Origin of the sequence: Paraburkholderia sp. USG1, assembly GCF_031570135.1 — a bacterium.
In the GTDB taxonomy this organism is placed as follows: domain Bacteria; phylum Pseudomonadota; class Gammaproteobacteria; order Burkholderiales; family Burkholderiaceae; genus Paraburkholderia; species Paraburkholderia dioscoreae.
Genome location: NZ_JAMWXW010000033.1, coordinates 1 through 14366 on the forward strand (window position 1 = coordinate 1; position 14366 = coordinate 14366).

Annotated in this window: 9 protein-coding genes and 4 tRNA genes; all 13 read left to right on the top strand. The window is 58.5% G+C overall.

What is annotated here, in order from left to right; translation table 11 throughout:
- Positions 1 to 228 precede the first annotated feature (228 nt).
- A tRNA-Tyr gene (locus tag NE850_RS31940) sits at positions 229 to 314 on the top strand.
- 41 nt (positions 315 to 355) lie between these two features.
- A tRNA-Gly gene (locus tag NE850_RS31945) sits at positions 356 to 429 on the top strand.
- Between the two features lie 16 nt (positions 430 to 445).
- A tRNA-Thr gene (locus NE850_RS31950) sits at positions 446 to 520 on the top strand.
- A 62-nt stretch (positions 521 to 582) separates the two neighbouring features.
- The gene (tuf, locus tag NE850_RS31955) at positions 583 to 1773 is read left to right on the top strand and encodes an elongation factor Tu (RefSeq protein ID WP_007180138.1); all 1191 of its coding nucleotides are present in this window, start codon (positions 583 to 585) and stop codon (positions 1771 to 1773) included.
- 64 nt (positions 1774 to 1837) lie between these two features.
- Positions 1838 to 1913, top strand: a tRNA-Trp gene (locus tag NE850_RS31960).
- A 36-nt stretch (positions 1914 to 1949) separates the two neighbouring features.
- Positions 1950 to 2330 (top strand): preprotein translocase subunit SecE, encoded by a 381-nt coding sequence (gene secE, locus NE850_RS31965; protein ID WP_011490062.1) that lies wholly within the window; start codon positions 1950 to 1952, stop codon positions 2328 to 2330.
- A 1-nt stretch (position 2331) separates the two neighbouring features.
- The gene (nusG, locus tag NE850_RS31970; RefSeq protein WP_007180147.1) at positions 2332 to 2889 is read left to right on the top strand and encodes a transcription termination/antitermination protein NusG; all 558 of its coding nucleotides are present in this window, start codon (positions 2332 to 2334) and stop codon (positions 2887 to 2889) included.
- Positions 2890 to 3053: 164 nt separating this feature from the next.
- A complete protein-coding gene (rplK, locus tag NE850_RS31975) occupies positions 3054 to 3485 on the top strand; it encodes a 50S ribosomal protein L11 (protein WP_007180146.1) in 432 nt (143 codons plus the stop codon).
- Positions 3486 to 4184 (top strand): 50S ribosomal protein L1, encoded by a 699-nt coding sequence (rplA, locus tag NE850_RS31980; RefSeq protein ID WP_007180145.1) that lies wholly within the window; start codon positions 3486 to 3488, stop codon positions 4182 to 4184.
- A gap of 303 nt (positions 4185 to 4487) precedes the next feature.
- On the top strand, positions 4488 to 4991 hold the full coding sequence (rplJ, locus tag NE850_RS31985; RefSeq protein WP_007180144.1) for a 50S ribosomal protein L10: 504 nt from the start codon (positions 4488 to 4490) through the stop codon (positions 4989 to 4991).
- Between the two features lie 63 nt (positions 4992 to 5054).
- Entirely contained in the window at positions 5055 to 5429 is a 375-nt protein-coding gene (gene rplL, locus NE850_RS31990) for a 50S ribosomal protein L7/L12 (RefSeq protein ID WP_007180143.1), read from the top strand.
- Positions 5430 to 5799: 370 nt separating this feature from the next.
- Entirely contained in the window at positions 5800 to 9906 is a 4107-nt protein-coding gene (rpoB, locus tag NE850_RS31995; protein ID WP_007180142.1) for a DNA-directed RNA polymerase subunit beta, read from the top strand.
- 21 nt (positions 9907 to 9927) lie between these two features.
- Positions 9928 to 14166, top strand: coding sequence for a DNA-directed RNA polymerase subunit beta' (gene rpoC / locus NE850_RS32000; RefSeq protein ID WP_310699858.1), 4239 nt, complete (start codon positions 9928 to 9930; stop codon positions 14164 to 14166).
- The last annotated feature ends 200 nt before the right edge of the window (positions 14167 to 14366 follow it).

Below are 14366 nucleotides of genomic sequence, written 5' to 3' on the forward strand. Positions count from 1 at the left end.
AACAGGACCGTGAAACGACGCCACGCCGATGATAGTGCGGATTACCCGTGTGAAAGTAGGTCATCGTCAGGCTCCCCCGCAGCAGACAGAAACCCCACCCCAAAAAGGTGGGGTTTCTGCGTTTACCGCCGTGATCAAACAACTATATAAGTGAGAGCTTAGGGTTTGGGACAGTCAAGCGAGCCTTGACAACAGTCGGTTGTTCCCTCATAATCATCAGTTCTCTGCGGAGGGGTGCCCGAGTGGCTAAAGGGGGCAGACTGTAAATCTGTTGGCTTACGCCTACGTTGGTTCGAATCCAACCTCCTCCACCAGAATGCAAGTTGTAGTAGTTGTTGGGAATCCATGAATTCTTGCGGGTGTAGCTCAATGGTAGAGCAGAAGCCTTCCAAGCTTACGACGAGGGTTCGATTCCCTTCACCCGCTCCAGCAACACGAAAGTAGCGCCCATGTGGCTCAGTGGTAGAGCACTCCCTTGGTAAGGGAGAGGTCGGCAGTTCGATCCTGCCCATGGGCACCAGAAGTACTCGGTGATTGTTTGCGCCCGGCGCAACGTACGGAAAATCCTCTTAGGAGTCGAAAATGGCCAAGGGTAAGTTTGAGCGGACCAAGCCGCACGTGAACGTCGGCACGATCGGTCACGTTGACCACGGCAAGACCACGCTGACGGCAGCGATCACGACGGTTCTGACGCAGAAGTTTGGCGGCGAAGCGAAGGCATACGACCAGATCGACGCGGCGCCGGAAGAAAAGGCGCGCGGTATCACGATCAACACGGCACACGTCGAGTACGAAACGGCTAACCGCCACTACGCGCACGTCGACTGCCCGGGCCACGCTGACTATGTGAAGAACATGATCACGGGCGCAGCGCAGATGGACGGCGCGATCCTGGTGTGCTCGGCCGCTGATGGCCCGATGCCGCAAACGCGTGAGCACATCCTGCTGGCGCGTCAGGTTGGCGTTCCGTACATCATCGTGTTCCTGAACAAGTGCGACATGGTGGACGACGCCGAGTTGCTGGAACTGGTCGAGATGGAAGTTCGCGAACTTCTGTCGAAGTACGACTTCCCGGGCGACGAGACGCCGATCATCAAGGGTTCGGCCAAGCTGGCGCTGGAAGGCGACAAGGGCGAGTTGGGCGAAGTGGCGATCATGAATCTGGCCGACGCGTTGGACACGTACATCCCGACGCCGGAGCGCGCAGTTGACGGTGCGTTCCTGATGCCGGTGGAAGACGTGTTCTCGATCTCGGGTCGTGGTACGGTGGTGACGGGTCGCGTTGAGCGCGGCGTTGTGAAGGTCGGCGAGGAAATCGAAATTGTCGGTATCAAGCCGACGGTGAAGACGACCTGCACGGGCGTGGAAATGTTCCGCAAGCTGCTCGACCAGGGGCAGGCAGGCGACAACGTCGGTATCCTGCTGCGCGGCACGAAGCGTGAAGACGTGGAACGTGGCCAGGTTCTGGCCAAGCCGGGTTCGATCAACCCGCACACGCACTTCACTGCTGAAGTGTACGTGCTGAGCAAGGACGAAGGTGGCCGTCATACGCCGTTCTTCAACAACTATCGTCCGCAGTTCTACTTCCGTACGACGGACGTGACGGGCTCGATCGAGTTGCCGAAGGACAAGGAAATGGTGATGCCGGGCGACAACGTGTCGATCACGGTGAAGCTGATCAACCCGATCGCGATGGAAGAAGGTCTGCGTTTCGCAATTCGCGAAGGCGGCCGCACGGTCGGTGCTGGTGTGGTTGCCAAGATCCTCGAGTAACGCCAGATAGTTCTCGTTGATCGGTAGTTTCGGGGTTGGCGGTGTCGTCAACCCCAAGTGGTTTAGGGGTATAGCTCAACTGGCAGAGCGTCGGTCTCCAAAACCGAAGGTTGGGGGTTCGATTCCCTCTGCCCCTGCCAACTCTCGCGCCATATGTGGCGCTTCGTTAAGGTGTTATGGCGAATCCTTCCGTCGAAACTGTAAATACATCTGGCGACAAGCTGATGCTCGTCGCGGGCGTATTGTTGGTCTTGGCCGGGTTCGTGGGGTTCTTCTGGCTTAGCGGCCAGGAATGGTACGTCCGCGGAGCCGCCTTGGCTGTAGGTGCGATCGCGGGGGTTGCAGTCGGTCTTCTCTCCGCGCCTGGCAAGGGTTTCATCGCTTTCGCCAAAGACTCGTACAAAGAAGTGCGTAAGGTTGTTTGGCCGACCCGCAAAGAGGCTACTCAAACAACGCTAGTAGTGTTCGGCTTCGTGTTCGTCATGGCAATCTTTCTTTGGGTTAGCGACAAATCCATCGAATGGGCGATTTTCTCGGTGATTCTGGGTTGGAAATGATATGAGCGATACTCCGGCATCCCCGAGCGGCAAGCGTTGGTACGTCGTGCACGCCTACTCCGGCATGGAGAAGAGCGTGCAACGTGCGCTTCAGGAGCGCATCGAACGTGCTGGCATGCAAGACCAGTTTGGTCAAATCCTCGTTCCGACTGAAGAAGTGGTCGAGGTGAAGGGTGGTCACAAATCGGTGACCGAGCGTCGTTTCTTTCCGGGCTACGTGCTCGTTGAGATGGAAATGACGGACGAGACGTGGCACCTCGTGAAAAATACGGCAAAGGTGACCGGTTTCGTAGGTGGTGCGCGTAATCGTCCGAGTCCGATTTCTCCGCGTGAAGTTGAGAAGATCATGTCGCAAATGCAGGAAGGCGTGGAGAAACCGCGTCCGAAGACCCTGTTCGAAGTGGGCGAGATGGTGCGGGTAAAGGATGGTCCGTTTACCGACTTCAACGGCAGCGTCGAAGAAGTGAACTATGAAAAGTCACGCGTCCGTGTTTCGGTTACAATTTTCGGTCGCGCAACGCCGGTCGAGCTGGAATTCGGCCAGGTCGAAAAGCTGTAATCCAGAATTCCACGGAGCGCATCAGCAGGTGCGTTCCGTATTTCGCGCTTACGGTCCGCGCAATGGCCGTTGAGGAGCGTAAGTAGCCGATATTTCGGCGAATGCGCGCTACTACTCACTGACACTCGCATGTACTTATGCGGTGTTCCAAAGAGGTTTTCAACATGGCAAAGAAAATCATCGGCTTTATCAAACTGCAGATTCCTGCAGGTAAAGCCAATCCGTCGCCGCCGGTCGGTCCGGCACTGGGTCAACGCGGCCTGAATATCATGGAGTTCTGCAAGGCATTTAACGCGCAGACCCAAGCACTGGAACCGGGTCTGCCGATTCCGGTCGTGATCACCGCGTTCGCGGACAAGAGCTTCACGTTCGTTTTGAAGACGCCGCCGGCAACGGTTCTGATCAAGAAGGCAGCGAAGATCGACAAGGGTTCGAGCAAACCGCATACCGATAAGGTCGGCAAGATCACCCGCGCTCAAGCTGAAGACATCGCCAAGACCAAGATGCCCGATCTGACGGCAGCTGATCTGGACGCAGCGGTTCGTACGATCGCTGGTAGCGCCCGCTCGATGGGCATCACCGTGGAGGGCGTGTAAATGGCTAAGCTTTCGAAGCGTCTGCAAGCATTTGCAGCCAAGGTTGATCGTCAAAAACTGTACGCAATCGACGAAGCTCTGTCGCTCGTGAAGGAATGCGCAAGCGCGAAGTTTGACGAGTCGATCGACGTCGCAGTGCAGCTCGGTATCGACGCGAAGAAATCGGACCAAGTGGTCCGTGGTTCGGTCGTTCTGCCGGCAGGTACCGGTAAGTCGGTCCGCGTCGCTGTGTTCGCACAGGGCGAAAAGGCTGAACAGGCCCGTGCAGCCGGCGCAGAAGTCGTCGGTATGGAAGACCTGGCTGAACAGGTTAAGGCTGGCAAACTGGACTTCGACATCGTGATCGCTTCGCCGGACACGATGCGCGTTGTCGGTACGCTCGGTCAGATCCTCGGCCCGCGCGGCCTGATGCCGAACCCGAAAGTCGGTACGGTTACGCCGGACGTCGCGACCGCGGTCAAGAACGCCAAGGCTGGTCAGGTGCAATTCCGTGTCGATAAGGCCGGTATTATCCACGCGACCATCGGCCGTGCTTCGTTCGAGCCGACGGCTCTGCGTAGCAACCTGAACGCTCTTGTCGACGCGCTGCAAAAAGCAAAGCCGGCAACGAGCAAGGGTGTGTACCTGCGCAAGGTCGCGCTGTCGAGCACGATGGGTGTTGGCGTTCGCGTCGACCAGGCATCGATCGCCGCACAGTAAAAGATTTGATCGCCTCGGCGTGAGTCGAGGCGGTTTTATGGGCTTTGGGCGGTTGCGAAAATGGCAGTTTGCATTGCGCAGCCGGTTGTCAAAGACCGTTGGCGGACACGCAGCAGATAGGCGAGTCCTTAATGTAAAGCCAACGCAGATGGCGAACCCGAAAAGGTTTTGTAGTGATGAAACTGGTCGATGTCCGGAGCAATGCGGATGTCGGGCGGTCGAAATACTCCTGACTGGTCGGACGCCGTTATTGAATGCGGTACACAAGGCGCACGCCGCGTGTATCGAATCTGGAGGTTAACCGTGCCACTCAACAAAGAAAGCAAGCAGGCCGTCGTCGCTGAGGTTGCCGCGCAAGTCGCGAAAGCCCAGACCGTGGTTCTGGCTGAGTATCGTGGAATCGCGGTTGGCGATCTGACCAAGCTGCGCGCGAAAGCGCGTGAGCAACAGGTTTACCTTCGCGTGTTGAAAAACACGTTGGCGCGTCGTGCTGTCGAAGGTACCCCGTTTGCTCCGCTGGCAGAGCAGATGACTGGTCCCCTGATCTACGGCATCTCGGAAGATGCAATTGCTGCTGCCAAGGTCGTCAACGACTTCGGCAAAACCAATGACAAGTTGATCATCAAGGCTGGTTCCTACGAAGGCAAGGTGATGGATAAGGCTGGCGTGCAAGCGCTGGCAAACATCCCGAGTCGCGAAGAACTGCTCTCCAAGCTGTTGTACGTTATGCAAGCACCTGTTTCCGGCTTCGCGCGCGCTCTGGCCGCGCTGGCAGAAAAGAAACAAGGCGAAGAAACCGCTGCGTAACGCACTTCAGTCGAGCGTGATTGATCGCTGGCTGTATCCGAATTCAATTTAGGAGTATTTCAAATGGCAATCGCAAAAGAAGACATCCTCGAGGCAGTCAGCTCGATGTCGGTTCTGGAACTGAACGAGCTGGTCAAGGCGTTCGAAGAAAAGTTTGGCGTGTCGGCAGCTGCCGTTGCAGTGGCAGGCCCGGCAGGCGGCGCCGCTGCTGCTGCAGCTGAAGAGCAAACCGAATTCACGGTCAACCTGACGGAAGTCGGCGCGAACAAGGTTTCGGTCATTAAGGCGGTTCGTGAACTGACGGGTCTCGGCCTGAAGGAAGCGAAGGACCTGGTCGACGGCGCACCGAAGCCTGTTAAGGAATCAGTACCGAAGGCTGCTGCTGAAGAAGCCAAGAAGAAGCTGGAAGAAGCCGGCGCGAAGGCTGAAATCAAGTAAGTTTCAGCGCGCTGTGCGAAGGCTGGCGGTTTTCCACCGCCGGCCTTTTTGTGCTTTGTGGGGACTATGTTTTTGCCAGCTAGTTTCGGCAATAACCGATGCCCCAGAGGCCAAAGAAAATCGCCATTCGGCAACATTGACCGGCGCTTCTCTTTGTCTTCTGAAGCGACTGCAGAAGGCAAGTTTGGTCGGGTAGCGGGCAACATAGGCATCCGCTGCCGTCAGCCAGCGGTTGGTAGCGGCCAACCACCAAGCTTCTAGGCTCGTTCAAGCCATCGGACGGCCATCGGGTCTCAGTCGGTGAACACTCGGGTTGTCTCATCAAGGTATCCTGCCTCGACAACAATGCCCGCCGTGATTCGGAGATCGTATGCAATATTCCTTCACCGAGAAGAAGCGTATTCGCAAGAGTTTTGCGAAGCGCCCCATCGTTCACCAAGTACCTTTCCTGCTGGCTACCCAGCTTGAATCATTCAGTACGTTTCTGCAAGCAGACACGTCGTCCACGCAACGCAAGCCGGAAGGCCTGCAGGCTGCGTTTACCTCCGTTTTCCCAATTGTTTCGCATAACGGGTTCGCTCGTCTAGAGTTCGTCAGCTACATGCTGTCGCCGCCGGCATTCAACATCAAGGAATGTCAGCAGCGCGGTTTGACGTACTGCTCGGCCCTGCGCGCGAAAGTGCGTCTGGTGCTGCTCGACAAGGAATCGCCGAGCAAGCCGGTTGTTAAGGAAGTGAAAGAACAGGAAGTGTACATGGGCGAAATTCCGCTCATGACGCCGACGGGTTCGTTCGTCATCAACGGCACGGAACGTGTGATCGTTTCGCAGCTGCACCGTTCGCCGGGTGTGTTCTTCGAACACGACAAGGGCAAGACGCACAGCTCGGGCAAGCTCCTGTTCTCGGCACGTATCATTCCTTACCGCGGTTCGTGGCTCGATTTCGAGTTCGACCCGAAGGACGTGTTGTACTTCCGCGTCGACCGTCGCCGTAAGATGCCGGTCACGATCCTGCTGAAGGCAATCGGCCTCACGCCGGAACAGATCCTCGCAAACTTCTTCGTGTTCGACAATTTCACGCTGATGCCGGAAGGCGCGCAAATGGAATTCGTTCCGGAGCGTCTGCGTGGTGAAGTCGCGCGTTTCGACATCACGGACCGTGATGGCAACGTGATCGTCCAGAAGGACAAGCGGATCAACGCGAAGCACATTCGCGATCTCGACAACGCGAAGACCAAGTTCATCTCGGTTCCGGAAGACTATTTGCTCGGCCGCGTGCTGGCGAAAAACGTCGTGGACGGCGACACAGGTGAAGTCATCGCTAACGCGAACGACGAAATCACGGAAACCGTGCTCGAGAAGCTGCGCGAGTCGAAGATCAAAGACATCCAGACGCTCTACACGAACGATCTGGATCAAGGTCCGTACATCTCGTCGACGCTGCGTATCGACGAAACCGCGGACAAGATGGCCGCTCGCATCGCGATCTACCGCATGATGCGTCCGGGCGAGCCGCCGACCGAAGAAGCGGTCGAGGCGCTGTTCAACCGTCTGTTCTACAGCGAAGACGCATATGACCTCTCGAAGGTGGGTCGTATGAAGTTCAATCGCCGCGTCGGTCGCGACGAAATCGTCGGCCCGATGACGCTGCAAGACGACGACATCCTCGCCACGATCAAGATCCTAGTCGAGTTGCGTAACGGCAAGGGCGAAGTGGACGACATCGACCACTTGGGCAATCGTCGTGTGCGTTGCGTCGGCGAACTGGCGGAAAACCAGTTCCGCGCAGGTCTCGTGCGCGTCGAACGTGCTGTGAAGGAACGCCTCGGCCAAGCCGAAAGCGAAAACCTGATGCCGCACGACCTGATCAACTCGAAGCCGATTTCCTCGGCAATTCGCGAGTTCTTCGGTTCGTCGCAGCTGTCGCAGTTCATGGACCAAACGAACCCGTTGTCGGAAATTACCCACAAGCGCCGTGTTTCGGCACTTGGCCCGGGCGGTTTGACGCGTGAGCGCGCTGGTTTTGAAGTCCGCGACGTGCACCCGACTCACTACGGTCGTGTGTGCCCGATTGAAACGCCGGAAGGTCCGAACATCGGCCTGATCAACTCGCTCGCTCTGTACGCGCACCTGAACGAATACGGCTTCCTCGAAACGCCGTATCGCAAGGTCGTGGACAGCAAGGTGACCGATCAGATCGACTATCTGTCGGCGATCGAAGAAGGCCGTTACGTGATCGCTCAGGCGAACGCGGCGGTGGCTGAAGACGGCTCGCTGACCGACGAACTGGTGTCGTCGCGTGAAGCAGGCGAAACGCTGATGGTCACGCCGGACCGCATCCAGTACATGGACGTGGCGCCGTCGCAGATCGTGTCGGTGGCAGCATCGCTGATTCCGTTCCTCGAGCACGATGACGCGAACCGCGCATTGATGGGTTCGAACATGCAGCGTCAGGCTGTGCCGTGTCTGCGTCCTGAAAAGGCCGTGGTCGGTACGGGTATCGAACGCACGGTGGCAGTCGACTCGGGTACGACGGTTCAGGCATTCCGCGGTGGCGTGGTGGATTACGTCGACGCAGGCCGTATGGTGATCCGCGTGAACGACGACGAAGCCGTTGCTGGCGACGTCGGCGTGGACATCTACAACCTGATCAAGTACACGCGTTCGAACCAGAACACGAACATCAACCAGCGCCCGATCGTAAAGGTCGGCGATATCGTGTCGCGTGGCGACGTGCTGGCGGATGGTGCATCGACCGACCTCGGCGAACTGGCTCTCGGCCAGAACATGCTGGTCGCGTTCATGCCCTGGAACGGCTACAACTTCGAAGACTCGATTTTGATCTCGGAGAAGGTGGTTGCTGACGACCGTTACACGTCGATCCACATCGAAGAACTGAACGTCGTAGCTCGCGATACGAAGCTCGGACCGGAAGAAATCACGCGCGACATCTCGAACCTGGCTGAAGTGCAACTCGGCCGTCTCGACGAGTCGGGCATCGTCTACATCGGCGCGGAAGTCGAAGCGGGCGACGTGCTGGTCGGTAAGGTGACGCCGAAGGGTGAAACCCAGCTGACGCCGGAAGAAAAGCTGCTGCGCGCAATTTTCGGCGAAAAGGCTTCGGACGTGAAGGACACGTCGCTGCGCGTGCCGTCGGGCATGAGCGGCACCGTGATCGACGTCCAGGTGTTCACGCGTGAAGGCATTCAGCGCGACAAGCGCGCGCAACAGATCATCGACGATGAACTGAAGCGCTATCGCCTCGACCTGAACGACCAGCTGCGTATCGTGGAAGGCGATGCGTTCCAGCGTCTCGCACGTATGCTCGACGGCAAGGTCGCGAACGGCGGTCCGAAGAAGCTGGCCAAGGGCACGAAGATCGAACAGGCTTATCTGCAAGATCTGGATCACTACCACTGGTTCGACATCCGCCTCGCGGACGAAGAGGCAGCGGCACAGCTCGAAGCCATCAAGGACTCGATCGAACAGAAGCGTCACCAGTTCGATCTGGCGTTCGAAGAAAAACGCAAGAAGCTCACGCAAGGCGACGAACTGCCGCCGGGCGTGTTGAAGATGGTCAAGGTGTACCTGGCAGTCAAGCGCCGCCTGCAGCCTGGCGACAAGATGGCCGGCCGTCACGGTAACAAGGGTGTCGTGTCGAAGATCGTTCCGATCGAAGACATGCCGTACATGGCCGACGGCCGTCCGGCTGACGTCGTTCTGAACCCGCTCGGCGTGCCGTCGCGGATGAACGTGGGTCAGGTTCTCGAAGTGCATCTGGGTTGGGCCGCGAAGGGTCTCGGCTGGCGTATCGGCGAAATGCTGCAGCGCCAGGCGAAGATCGCTGAACTGCGCGAATTCCTGGCCAAGATCTACAACGAGTCGGGCCGCGCCGAAGAGCTGGACAGCTTCACGGACGACGAGATCGTCGAACTGGCGAAGAACCTGCGCGAAGGCGTGCCGTTCGCTACGCCGGTGTTCGACGGCGCGACGGAAGAAGAAATGTCGCGCGCGCTGGATCTGGCATTCCCGGACGATATCGCGAAGCAGCTCGGCATGACGCCGTCGAAGAATCAGGTGCGTCTGTACGACGGCCGCACGGGCGAAATGTTCGAACGCACGGTGACAGTCGGCTACATGCACTACCTGAAGCTGCACCACCTGGTCGACGACAAGATGCACGCGCGTTCCACGGGCCCGTACTCGCTCGTGACGCAGCAGCCGTTGGGCGGTAAGGCGCAATTCGGTGGCCAGCGTTTCGGTGAAATGGAAGTGTGGGCGCTCGAAGCGTACGGCGCATCGTACGTGCTGCAGGAAATGCTGACGGTGAAGTCGGACGACGTGACAGGCCGGACCAAGGTTTATGAAAACCTGGTCAAGGGCGATCACGTAATCGACGCCGGCATGCCGGAATCCTTCAACGTGTTGGTGAAGGAAATCCGCTCGCTCGGTATCGATATCGACCTCGACCGCAACTAATCGGACTACGGAGAGAAAGCAATGAAAGCTCTGCTCGATCTATTCAAGCAAGTCCAACAGCCTGAAGTTTTTGACGCGATCAAGATCGGTCTGGCTTCGCCGGACAAGATCCGTTCGTGGTCGTTCGGTGAAGTGAAGAAGCCGGAAACCATCAACTACCGGACGTTCAAGCCGGAACGCGATGGTTTGTTCTGCGCGAAGATCTTCGGGCCGATCAAAGACTACGAATGCCTTTGCGGCAAGTACAAGCGCCTGAAGCACCGTGGCGTGATCTGCGAGAAGTGCGGCGTTGAAGTGACGCTGGCGAAAGTGCGTCGCGAACGCATGGGCCACATCGAACTGGCCTCGCCGGTTGCGCACATCTGGTTTTTGAAGTCGCTGCCGTCGCGTCTGGGCATGGTGCTCGACATGACGCTGCGCGACATCGAACGCGTGCTGTACTTCGAAGCATATGTCGTGATCGATCCGGGCATGACGCCGCTGAAAGCGCGGCAGATCATGACCGAAGAGGATTACTACAACAAGGTCGAAGAATACGGTGACGAATTCCGTGCCGAGATGGGCGCGGAAGGCGTGCGCGAACTGCTGCGCGCGATCAACATCGACGAACAGGTCGAGATGCTGCGCACCGAACTCAAGAACACGGGTTCGGAAGCGAAGATCAAGAAGTACGCGAAACGCCTGAAGGTGCTCGAGGCTTTCCAGCGTTCGGGCATCAAGCCTGACTGGATGGTGCTCGAAGTGCTGCCGGTGCTGCCGCCGGAACTGCGCCCGCTGGTGCCGCTGGATGGCGGCCGCTTTGCGACGTCGGACCTGAACGACCTGTATCGCCGCGTGATCAACCGTAACAACCGGTTGAAGCGTCTGCTCGAATTGAAGGCGCCTGAAATCATCGTCCGCAACGAAAAGCGGATGCTACAGGAAGCCGTCGATTCGCTGCTCGACAACGGTCGTCGCGGTAAGGCTATGACCGGCGCGAACAAGCGTCCGCTGAAGTCGCTCGCTGACATGATCAAGGGTAAGGGCGGTCGTTTCCGCCAGAACCTGCTCGGTAAGCGCGTCGACTATTCGGGCCGTTCGGTGATCGTGGTCGGCCCGACGCTCAAGCTGCATCAGTGCGGTCTGCCGAAGCTGATGGCGCTCGAACTGTTCAAGCCGTTCATCTTCAACAAGCTCGAAGTGATGGGTGTCGCCACCACCATCAAGGCTGCGAAGAAGGAAGTCGAGAACCAGACGCCGGTGGTGTGGGACATTCTCGAAGAAGTCATTCGTGAACATCCGGTCATGCTGAACCGTGCGCCTACGCTTCACCGTCTCGGCATTCAGGCTTTCGAGCCGGTGCTGATCGAAGGTAAGGCGATCCAGCTGCACCCGCTCGTTTGCGCGGCGTTCAACGCCGACTTCGACGGTGACCAGATGGCTGTTCACGTGCCGCTGTCGCTCGAAGCGCTGATGGAAGCGCGCACGCTGATGCTGGCGTCGAACAACATTCTGTTCCCGGCCAACGGCGATCCGTCGATCGTGCCGTCGCAGGATATCGTGCTCGGCCTGTACTACGCGACGCGTGAAGCAGTGAACGCCAAGGGCGAAGGTCTGACGTTCACCGGTGTGTCGGAAGCATTGCGTGCGTACGAGAACAAGGAAGTCGAGCTGGCCTCGCGCGTCAACGTGCGGATCACAGAAATGGTCCATAACGAAGACAAGTCGGAAGGTGCGCCGGCGTTCGTGCCGAAGATCTCGCTGTACCCAACCACCGTCGGCCGCGCAATCCTGTCGGAAATCCTTCCGCCGGGCCTGCCGTTCTCGGTGCTGAACAAGCCGCTGAAGAAGAAGGAAATCTCGCGTCTGATCAACACTGCATTCCGCAAGTGCGGTCTGCGTGAAACGGTGATTTTCGCCGACCAGTTGATGCAGTCGGGTTTCCGTCTGGCAACGCGCGCGGGTATCTCGATCTGCGTCGACGACATGCTCGTGCCGCCGCAGAAGGAAACCATCGTCGGCGACGCCGCGAAGAAGGTGAAGGAATACGACCGTCAGTACATGTCGGGTCTCGTCACGTCACAAGAACGCTACAACAACGTGGTCGACATCTGGTCGGCAACGTCGGAAGCGGTCGGTAAGGCGATGATGGAGCAGTTGTCGACGGAACCGGTCACGGATCGCGACGGCAACGAAACGCGTCAGGAATCGTTCAACTCGATTTACATGATGGCGGACTCGGGTGCTCGTGGTTCCGCGGTTCAGATTCGTCAGCTGGCCGGTATGCGTGGCCTGATGGCGAAGCCGGACGGCTCGATCATCGAGACGCCGATTACGGCGAACTTCCGTGAAGGCCTGAATGTGTTGCAGTACTTCATCTCGACCCACGGCGCACGTAAGGGTCTGGCTGATACGGCACTGAAGACGGCAAACTCGGGTTACCTGACGCGCCGTCTGGTCGACGTGACGCAGGATCTGGTGGTGGTCGAGGACGATTGCGGTACGTCCAACGGCGTCGCCATGAAGGCGTTGGTCGAAGGCGGTGAAGTCGTCGAAGCGCTGCGTGACCGTATCCTCGGGCGCGTGACGGTGGCTGACGTCGTCAATCCGGAATCGCAGGAAACGCTGTACGAAACGGGCACGTTGCTCGACGAAGATGCGGTCGAAGAAATCGAACGCCTCGGTATCGACGAAGTGCGCGTGCGTACGCCGCTGACTTGCGAAACGCGTTACGGTCTGTGCGCAGCCTGCTACGGCCGCGACCTGGGTCGTGGCTCGTCGGTCAACGTCGGTGAAGCAGTCGGTGTGATCGCTGCGCAGTCGATCGGTGAACCGGGCACGCAGCTCACGATGCGTACGTTCCACATCGGTGGTGCGGCATCGCGTGCGGCGGTGGCTTCGTCGGTTGAAGCGAAGTCGAACGGTACGGTGCGTTTCACGGCAACCATGCGTTACGTCACCAACGCGAAGGGCGAGCAGATCGTCATCTCGCGTTCGGGCGAAGCGATGATCACCGACGACCACGGTCGCGAGCGCGAACGTCACAAGGTGCCGTACGGCGCGACGCTGTTGCAACTGGACGGCGCGCAGATCAAGGCCGGCACGCAACTGGCGACGTGGGATCCGATGACGCGTCCGATCATCACCGAGTACGGTGGTACGGTGAAGTTCGAAAACGTCGAAGAAGGCGTGACGGTTGCCAAGCAGATCGACGACGTGACGGGTCTGTCCACGCTGGTCGTGATCGACGTGAAGCGTCGTGGTTCGCAAGCGTCGAAGACGGTGCGTCCGCAGGTCAAGCTGCTCGATGCGAACGGCGAAGAAGTCAAGATCCCGAACACCGAGCACTCGGTGCAGATCGGCTTCCAGGTCGGCGCTCTGATTACCGTGAAGGACGGTCAGCAAGTGCAGGTCGGTGAAGTGCTCGCACGGATCCCGACTGAATCGCAGAAGACGCGTGACATTACAGGCGGTCTGCCACGTGTGGCGGAACTGTTCGAAGCACGTTCGCCGAAGGACGCAGGTATCCTGGCGGAAGTCACGGGTACGACGTCGTTCGGTAAGGACACGAAGGGCAAGCAGCGTCTCGTTATCACGGACCTCGAGGGCAACCAGCACGAGTTCCTGATCGCGAAGGAAAAGCAGGTTCTGGTGCACGATGGTCAGGTCGTCAACAAGGGCGAAATGATCGTCGACGGGCCGGCGGATCCGCACGACATTCTGCGTTTGCAGGGCGTCGAGGCGCTGTCGCGTTACATCGTGGACGAAGTGCAGGACGTGTACCGTCTGCAAGGCGTGAAGATCAACGACAAGCACATTGAAGTGATTGTTCGTCAGATGCTGCGCCGCGTGCAGATTACGGACAACGGCGATACGCGTTTCATCCCGGGCGAACAGGTCGAGCGGTCGGATATGCTCGACGAAAACGACCGTATGATCGCGGAAGACAAGCGTCCGGCAACGTACGAAAACGTGCTGCTCGGTATCACGAAGGCCTCGTTGTCGACTGATTCGTTTATCTCCGCGGCGTCGTTCCAGGAAACGACCCGCGTGCTGACCGAAGCGGCGATCATGGGCAAGCGCGACGACCTGCGTGGTCTGAAGGAAAACGTGATCGTCGGCCGTCTGATTCCGGCCGGTACGGGTCTCGCGTTCCACAAGGCACGCAAGAGCAAGGAACTGTCCGACCGCGAGCGTTTCGATCAGATCGCAGCGGAAGAGTCGTTCGAATTCGGTACGCCGGAAACCCCGGCCGCCGAACAGCAGCACTCAGGCGAGTAAGCTCAGGTCAGTAAGCCCAAGCGGCGCAAGCCGCCTGGGCTTACCAGCCAGCGAAGCCGCTCAGTTTCGACTGAGCGGCTTTTTTTATGCGCTTTCTTTTTTGCGCGCTTAACCCTGCTTTGGTAGGCCGAACGGCTAACGTTGCAGTAAAGCGCGGGCGCAGCACGAATGCGTTGGTAAAATTCGTGTCACCGGCATCA